The sequence below is a fragment of the Proluteimonas luteida genome (genome assembly GCF_021191695.1).
Classification (GTDB): Bacteria; Pseudomonadota; Gammaproteobacteria; order Xanthomonadales; family Xanthomonadaceae; genus Luteimonas; species Luteimonas luteida.
This window is the reverse complement of record NZ_JAIWPT010000017.1, coordinates 72931-80863: the sequence shown is the minus strand read 5'-3', so window position 1 is coordinate 80863 and position 7933 is coordinate 72931. Positions and strand designations below refer to the sequence as shown.

Sequence of the window (7933 nt, the reverse complement as noted above, 5' to 3'; positions counted from 1 at the left end):
AGACCCGCCCTACGCCGCGACATGCCTCGTAGGGCGGGTCTCGACCCGCCTCCCCCTCGCAGCGGATGAAACGGCAGCCCGGAACCGGCCCTACGCGTCGGCGACGGCCTGCAGCGCGGCCAGTTCCTCGGCGCTGAATCCCGCCGCGGCGCGCGCGTCGAGGTTGAACGGGCCGTGCAGCACGGCGCGGGCGTAGTCGGCCAGCAGTTCGCGGAACTTCGGCTCGGGATCGATGCCGGCGCGCTCGCAATACCAGCGGAACCAGCGGCTGCCGGCGGCGACGTGCGCGACCTCCTCGCGCAGGATCACCTCGAGGATGGCCACTGTCTCGTCATCGCCGAGCGCGCGCAGCCTGACGATCATGCCCGGCGTCACGTCCAGCCCGCGCGCCTCGAGCACGCGCGGCACCAGCGCCATCCGCGCGAGGCCGTCGTGGGCGGTCTTCTCGCACATCTCCCACAGGCCGTTGTGGGCGTCGAAATCGCCGTAGTCGTGGTCCAGCGCACGCAGCCGGCCCTGCAGCAGCGTGAAATGCCGGGCCTCGTCGTCGGCCACCGAGACCCAGTCGGCGTAGAACCCAGCCGGCAGGCCACGGAAGCGGTAGACCGCGTCCCAGCCCAGGTCGATCGCGTTGAGCTCGATGTGCGCGATCGCATGGACGAACGCCGCACGCCCCTCGATGCTGCCGAACCCGCGCCGCGGCAGTTCGCGCGGATGCACCAGCCGCGGCCGCGGCGGGCGGCCGGGCATGCGGATCGGATCCGGCGGTGCTGCGTTCTCCGGCACCGGCAGCCCACCGGCGCGGAAACGCCGCGCATAGGCATGGGTCAGCGCGACCTTGGCGCCGGGATCGCAGGCATCGAGGCAGTGCCGCGCGGCGGCGAACAGGTCGGCCGCGTCGGCGGCCACGGCGGCCGGCGCCCCGCTCACGCGCGGCGCTTCTTCTTCGCCTCGTCGGAACGCAGCTGCTGCAGCCGCTCGAAGTAGCCCGGCTCGATGCCGGTCACGTACTCGCCGCTGAAGCACGAGGTGTCGAAGCGCATGTCCGGATGCTTGGGACTGGCCACCGCCGACTCCAGGTCGGCAAGGTCCTGGTAGATCAGCCAGTCGCAGCCGAGGAAGGCCTCGATCTCGTCCTCGCTGCGGTTGTGCGCGACCAGCTCGTCGGCCGACGGCATGTCGATGCCGTAGATGTTGGGATAGCGCACCGGCGGCGCGGCCGAGGCCAGGTAGACCTTGCGCGCGCCGGCGTCGCGCGCCATCTGCACGATCTGCTTGGACGTGGTGCCGCGCACGATCGAGTCGTCGACCAGCAGCACCACGCGGTTTCGGAACTCCAGCGGGATCGGGTTGAGCTTGCGCTTGACCGATTTCGCGCGCTCGCCCTGCCCCGGCATGATGAAGGTGCGGCCGACGTAGCGGTTCTTGATGAAGCCCTCTCGGTACTTCACCCCGAGCGTGTTGGCGATCTCCAGCGCGGAATCGCGCGAGGTGTCGGGGATCGGGATGACCGTGTCGATGTCGTGGTCGGGCCGCAGGCGCAGGATCTTCTCGCCCAGGGTCACGCCCATGCGCATGCGCGCCTTGTGCACCGAGATGTTCTCGATCATCGAGTCGGGCCGGGCGAAGTACACGTACTCGAAGATGCACGGCGCATGCGGCTGCCGCGGCGCGCACTCGCGGTGGTGCAGTTCGCCGCGCGCGGTGACGACGATGCCCTCGCCGGGCTCGACGTCGCGCAGGCGTTCGAAGCCGAGGATGTCAAGCGCCACCGACTCCGACGCCACCGCGTACTCGGTGCCGGCATCGGTCTGGCGGCGGCCCAGCACCAGCGGGCGGATACCGTGCGGATCGCGGAACGCGACCAGGCCCAGGCCCAGCACCATCGCGACGACGGCGTAGCCGCCCTTGGCGCGGCGGTTCACGCCCTCGACCGCGCGGAACGCCGCTTCCGGCGTCAGCGCCTTCTCGCGGTCGAGCTCGTGCGCGAACACGTTGAGCAGCACTTCGGAGTCGGACTCGGTGTTGACGTTGCGGCGGTCGGTCTCGAACACCTGCTGGCGCAGCTGGTCGGTGTTGACCAGGTTGCCGTTGTGCGCGAGCGCGATGCCGAACGGCGAATTGACGTAGAAGGGCTGCGCCTCGTCGTGGCCCTCGCTGCCGGCGGTCGGGTAGCGGCAGTGGCCGATGCCGACCCGCCCCTGCAGCAGCGCCATCGCCTTGGCGTCGAACACGTCGCGCACCAGGCCGTTGCCCTTGTGCACGCGCATCACCGTGCCGTTGGCGGTGGCGATGCCCGCCGCGTCCTGTCCCCGGTGCTGCAGCACCGTCAGGCCGTCGTACAGCGCGGCCGCGACTTCAGAGGTTCCGACGATCCCGACGATGCCGCACATGTTCGATATCCAGTTCTGCTTGGCGCGCACACGGGCGCGCCGATGACGAGGGGACGGCGGATGCCGCTCCTTAGGGATGCGCGCGCACGAGACCGTCGATGCCGACCGCGGCGTTGACCCGCGACTTCAGCTGCTCGGCCTCGGCACGGCTGGCGACGGGGCCGGCCTTGACCCGGGTCAGGCGGCCCTTGTCGGTCTGCACGCTGTCGGTGAACGCGGTGATGCCGGCGCCGCGCAGGCGGTCGCGCAGCGCGGTCGCGTCGGCGGCGCTGGCGAACGCGCCGACCTGGACGATGAAACCGACATCGGCGGTCGCCGCCGGCGTGGCCGGCTGGGGCGCGGGTGCGGCAGGTGTCGCCGGCGGTTGCGCGGGCGTGGCCGGCGCGGGTGCGGGAGGCTGCTGCGCGGGGGGCTGCCGCGCGGGCGTCGGCGTCGGTGTCGGCGTTTGTGCCGCTGTCGCCGCTGGCGTCGCCGGACGTGCCGGCGCCGCATCCGTACCGGCATCGAGCGCGACCACGCGCGGGCTGACGTCGCTGCGCACGCCGGCGGCGCGCACGCGCACGGTTTCCGCTTCGGCGCGGCTGGCGTACGGCCCCAGGCGCACGCGGAATGCGGGCTTGCCGTTGAGGGTGAAGGGTTCGCTGTAGCCGGTCAGGCCCGCGCCCCCGAGCTGGCGCAGGATCGCCTTGGCGTCGGCGTCGCTGGCAAACGCGGCGTAGTGCACGGCGTAGTCGCCACCGGCGGTGGTCGGCGGCAGCGGCGCCGCAGAGGCGCCGGCATCGACGGTCGGCAGCGCATCGCTGTCGGGCTGCGTGGCCACGGGCGCGGGCGCATCGCGGCCGAGCACGCCGGCTTCCGGTGCCGGCGCGGGCGCGACCAGCGGCAGGTCGACGGTGCGGTACTGGCCGGCGGGCGCATCCGGCACGCGCAGCGGCATGTCCGGCAGGCCGCTCTCGGGCGCCGGTCCCTTGACCAGCATCGGCAGGAAGATCACCGCGATCGCGATCAGCACGGCCGCGCCGATCAGGCGCTGTTTCAATCCGGGGGTCATGGAGGTCCGGGCGACGGGAATCCGGGCGAATTATACGCCTGCGGGCGGCCGCACTTCTTAACGCCCGGCGTCGTCCCGACGTTCGGCCTCGCCCTGGAGAACGGCCAATGCGGCCGCCGCGGTGTGGAACGAGCCGAACACCAGGATGCGGTCGCCGGCCTGCGCCGCGCCGCGCGCCGCGTCCAGCGCGCCGGCGACATCGGCATGCCGCGCAGCCGATCCGGCGAGCGCGGCGGTGGCCGCGACAGCCGCCAGCCGTGCCTGCAGGCCTGCGGCGTCCTGCCCGCGCGCGCCGGCCCCGTCCAGCCCGGCCAGCCACCAGCGCGCGACATGCGGCGCCAGCGCCTCGACCACGCCGGCCACGTCCTTGTCGCCGAGCGCGGCATAGACCGCGAACACGCGCCCCGCGGCCGGCCTGGCGACCAGCCAGTCGGCCAGCGCGCGTGCGGCCTGCGGGTTGTGCGCGACATCGACCAGGATCTCGACGCCATCGCGCTCGAACCGCTGCAGCCGCGCGGCCAGCGCCGCAGTGCCGATACCGGCGACCAGCGCGGCGTCGGGCACCTCGCGCGGCAGCGCGCGCATCGCCGCGACCGCGACCGCGGCGTTGCGCAACTGCACCGGCGCGGCCAGCGCGGGCATCGGCAGCTCGATCCCGTAGCCGACCTCGCGCCACGACCAGTGGCCGGCATCGACCGGCGCGAACAGGAAATCGCTGCCGCCGCGGATCGCGACCGCGCCGATCGCATACGCGTGCCGCAGCACGCTGGCCGGCGGATCGTCGTCGCCGAGCACCAGAGGCTTCCACGGCCGCGCGATGCCGGCCTTCTCCAGGCCGATCGCCTCGCGGTCCGCGCCCAGCCAGTCCTGGTGGTCGAGATCCACGGTGGTGATCACCGCGACGTCCGGATCGACGATGTTGACCGCGTCGAGCCGGCCGCCGAGCCCGACCTCCAGTACCGCAAGATCAAGCCCTGCAGACGCACGCCCGGCGCGCGCGAACAGCCACAGCGCCGCCAGCGTACCGGTCTCGAAATAGGTCAGCGGGGTGTCGCCGCGCGCGGCCTCGACCGCCTCGAAGGCCTCGACCAGCGCTGCGTCGTCGGCATCGTGGCCATCGATGCGCACGCGCTCGTTGTAGGCCAGCAGGTGCGGCGAGGTGTAGGTGCCGACCCGCCAGCCGGCCGCGCGCGCGATCGCCTCGATGAACGCGACCGTCGAGCCCTTGCCGTTGGTACCGGCGACGGTGACCACCTGCGCCGCGGGACGTCCGCAATCCATGCGCGCATGCACCGCACCGACGCGGTCGAGGCCGAGTTCGATCCCGGCCGGATGCCGCGCCTCGATGACGGCCAGCCAGTCGGCCAGCGAGCGCTGCGCACTCATAGCGCGCGGTGCACCGCCTCGCCGAAGAACGGGGTGTGGTGCGCGCAGTCGTTGAGCCGCACCACCTCGAGCCGGTCCGCCGTCAGGCCTTCGAGCAGGTTCAGCGTGGTCGGCGCCTGGCGGAAGGTCCACAGCTTCGAGAAGGGAATGCCGAGCAGCCGGCACAGGATCACCCGGTTGACCGCATCGTGGGCGACGACCAGCGCGGTGTCGTCGGGGCCGAGCCCGTCGACCGCGGCGGTGAAGGCAGGCCAGGCACGGTCGAACACCTGCTGCAGCGACTCGCCGCCGGGCATCTGCACGCTGTCGGGCGCATCGCGCCACGCGGCCAGGCGCTCGGGATCGCGCGCGCCGATCTCGGCGGCCAGCAGGCCTTCCCAGGTGCCGTGGGCGATCTCGGCCAGACCCGCGTCGGTGGTCAGCAGCGACTCGCGCGCCGGCCCCAGCGCCAGGCGCGCGGTGCGGTTGGCGCGCGACAGCGGCGAGCTCACCGCGCGGTCGATGCGCACGTCGGCCAGCCGCGCGCCGAGCAATGCCGCCTGGCGCTCGCCGACCGGCGACAGCGGAATGTCCTCCTGCCCCTGGTAGCGGCCTTCGGCGTTCCACGGGGTTTCGCCGTGGCGGGCAAGCAGGACTCTCATCGCGCGGGTTCCGTAGCGGGGGCGCGACAGTCTAAGCCAAGCGGTGCCGGCCGATGGCCGGGCAGGACCGGAGATGCGAAGAAACGGCCCGTCGTCCCGAACGCCGCAAGGGACGACAAAGGCAGCGCCCGGCGCCTTGCGGCAAGGACCGGCAGGACGCGCAGCCGCGTCCCGCCACTCAGTTGCGCGGCGCAACCCCCATTTCCTGCAGCAGCCGCGGCGCCGGCTCGACCTCCTGCATGACCCAGCGGATGTAGCGCTGGTCGACCGAGATCGTCCGGGTCATCGCCGGGTCGAACACCCAGTTCGACACCACGGCCTCCCAGGTCATGTCGAACAGCAGGCCGGTCAGGCGGCCGTCGGCATCGAGTACCGGCGAGCCGGAGTTGCCGCCGGTCACGTCGAGGTCGGACAGGAAGTTCACCGGCACGCTGCGCAGGCGCCGGTCGGCCAGGCCGCCATTGCGCCCGGCGGCGATCGCATCGAGCTCGGCCTTCGGCGCGTCGAACGGTTCGACGCCGGTCGCCTTGGCCGGGATCTCCTCCAGGCGGGTGAATGCCGGCTGCCTGTCCCCGTCCAGGCTGGTGTAGGGCGTGACCTTGCCGAAGGTGATGCGCAGCGACGAGTTGGCGTCGGGATACACCGCCTCGCCGCGACTGCGCCGGTAGTCGGCGACGGCCTGCAGGACCACCGGCCGCAGCGCCAGCATGTCGCCGGCGCGGGCCTTGCCGGCCAGTTCGATCTCCAGCAGGCTCGGGGTCATCGCCACCGCGTACTGGATCGCCGGGTCGCGGCTGCGATCGAATGCGGTGCGGTCGGCGGCGAACCACTTCAGGCGGGCATCGCTGCCGGCCAGTTCGCTGCGCTGCAGACGGTCGAGCGCGCGGTCGACGGCGGCCTCGTCGTTGCCGCCGAGCCACTTGTCGAGCGCGGCGATGCGCTGGTCGGCCGGCAGGGCGACGTACTGCAGCAGCGCGTAGCGGGTCAGCAGGCGGTCCATCGCCGGCACGTAGCGCCGGTCCATCTGCCGCAGCCCGCCCTCGATCACCGGCAGGTCTCGGATCTGGAAGCCCTGCTCGCGCATCGCGTCGGGCTTTTCCTTCTCCAGCGCCAGCCGGTACAGCCGCACCGCCGTCGACAGCAGGCCGCTGTTGTCGAGCAGGCCCATGACCAGGTCGCGGTCGCGGGTGCTGCGCGCCTCGGCGTCGAGCGCGCCGACCCGGGCATGGGCGTCGAGCGCCGCTTCGCCGTCCGCGCCGCGGGCGCGCAGCCAGTCCAGCACCGCCGCCTCCTCGGCCTGCTTGTGGGCCAGCGCGCCGATGCGTTCGAAGCCCTGCAACTGGCCTTCGTAGTTCTTCAGCGTGTTCTGCCAGCCGCGCACCGCACTGGCGTAGCGCACCTCGATCTCGGGATCGGTCGTGCCCTGCGCTTCCACCAGATCGATCAGCGCACGGTAGTGGCGGCCGATCTGCGGATAGCGCCACTCGATGGTCTCGGCGAACTCGTCGGCGGACGCGTAACGGCTGGTCCGCCCCGGATAACCGGCCACCATGACGAAATCCCCCTCGCGCAGCGGCTTGTCGGCCAGCCGCAGGAAACGCCGCGGCGTATAGGGCACGTTGTCCTCGGCGTACTCGGCCGGCCTTCCGTCCTTGCCGACGTAGGCACGGTAGAACGCGAAATCGCCGGTATGCCGCGGCCACATCCAGTTGTCGACATCGCCGCCGAAGCTGCCGATGCCGCCGGCCGGCGCATAGACCAGCCGCACGTCGCGGATCTCCAGGTTGCGGAACAGCCGGTAGTCGTTGCCGCCGAAGAAGCTGTAGAGCCGGCAGCGGTAGCCCGGCTCGGCCTCGCAGCGCGCGACCAGCGATTTCTCGATGCCGTCGAGCGCCGCCGTGCGGCCCAGCGCATCCGGCGCGGCGGCGATCGCGGCCTGCACCTCGGCGGTCACGTCCTGGATGCTGTCGAGCGCGTAGATGCGCGCATTGGGGCCGGCGGAGATCTCGTCGCCGGTCGCGGCGGCGTTGAAGCCGTCGCGCATCAGGTTGTTCTCGGGCGTGGAATTGAGCTGGATGGCGCCATAGGCGCAGTGATGGTTGGTGATCACCAGCCCCTGCGGCGAGACGAAGCTCGCGGTGCAGCCGCCCAGCGACACCACCGCGCCGAGCGGGTCGCCCGACAGGTCCGCCAGACGCGCCGGATCCAGCTTCAGTCCCGCCGACTTCAATGCCGGGGCGATCTCCGGCAACTGCTGCGGCATCCACATCCCCTCGCCGGCGCTGGACTGGTGACTGCAGGCCAAGGCGACGGCGAGCAGCGTCGCGGCAGGAAGCGGATGGCGCATCGGGGATCCTTCGGCACGGAAACCGTCAAGTCTAGCCACTGCACCGGAACGCGGCCAAACCAGCGCCAGTGGTGCAGGTGCAGCACGGGCGCCGCAGACGCCGCGCGTATAATTG

At 72.3% G+C, this 7933-nt stretch carries 6 protein-coding genes; all 6 read right to left on the bottom strand.

Annotated features, from left to right (window positions below; genetic code table 11):
• Positions 1-90 precede the first annotated feature (90 nt).
• The 6 genes from LDO26_RS14685 to LDO26_RS14660 all read right to left on the bottom strand — a co-directional run bounded on the left by LDO26_RS14685 (position 91) and on the right by LDO26_RS14660 (position 7740).
• Entirely contained in the window at positions 91-930 is an 840-nt protein-coding gene (locus LDO26_RS14685) for a ferritin-like domain-containing protein (protein WP_232131843.1), read from the bottom strand.
• Entirely contained in the window at positions 927-2393 is a 1467-nt protein-coding gene (purF, locus tag LDO26_RS14680; RefSeq protein WP_232131842.1) for an amidophosphoribosyltransferase, read from the bottom strand. Before purF ends, LDO26_RS14685 begins: the two co-directional genes overlap by 4 nt.
• Before the next feature lie 70 nt (positions 2394-2463).
• Positions 2464-3444 (bottom strand): SPOR domain-containing protein, encoded by a 981-nt coding sequence (locus tag LDO26_RS14675; RefSeq protein ID WP_232131841.1) that lies wholly within the window; start codon positions 3442-3444, stop codon positions 2464-2466.
• A gap of 57 nt (positions 3445-3501) precedes the next feature.
• Entirely contained in the window at positions 3502-4830 is a 1329-nt protein-coding gene (folC, locus tag LDO26_RS14670; RefSeq protein WP_232131840.1) for a bifunctional tetrahydrofolate synthase/dihydrofolate synthase, read from the bottom strand.
• Positions 4827-5471, bottom strand: coding sequence for a histidine phosphatase family protein (locus LDO26_RS14665; RefSeq protein WP_232131839.1), 645 nt, complete (start codon positions 5469-5471; stop codon positions 4827-4829). Before LDO26_RS14665 ends, folC begins: the two co-directional genes overlap by 4 nt.
• 178 nt (positions 5472-5649) lie before the next feature.
• The gene (locus LDO26_RS14660; protein ID WP_232131845.1) at positions 5650-7740 is read right to left on the bottom strand and encodes a S46 family peptidase; all 2091 of its coding nucleotides are present in this window, start codon (positions 7738-7740) and stop codon (positions 5650-5652) included.
• Positions 7741-7933 lie beyond the last annotated feature (193 nt).

Coding starts and splice junctions, on each gene's coding strand:
- purF (WP_232131842.1), bottom strand. CDS start 2,393: ATGTGCGGCATCGTCGGGATCGTCGGAACCTCTGAAGTCGCGGCCGCG.
- LDO26_RS14660 (WP_232131845.1), bottom strand. CDS start 7,740: ATGTGGATGCCGCAGCAGTTGCCGGAGATCGCCCCGGCATTGAAGTCG.
- LDO26_RS14665 (WP_232131839.1), bottom strand. CDS start 5,471: ATGAGAGTCCTGCTTGCCCGCCACGGCGAAACCCCGTGGAACGCCGAA.
- LDO26_RS14675 (WP_232131841.1), bottom strand. CDS start 3,444: ATGACCCCCGGATTGAAACAGCGCCTGATCGGCGCGGCCGTGCTGATC.
- folC (WP_232131840.1), bottom strand. CDS start 4,830: ATGAGTGCGCAGCGCTCGCTGGCCGACTGGCTGGCCGTCATCGAGGCG.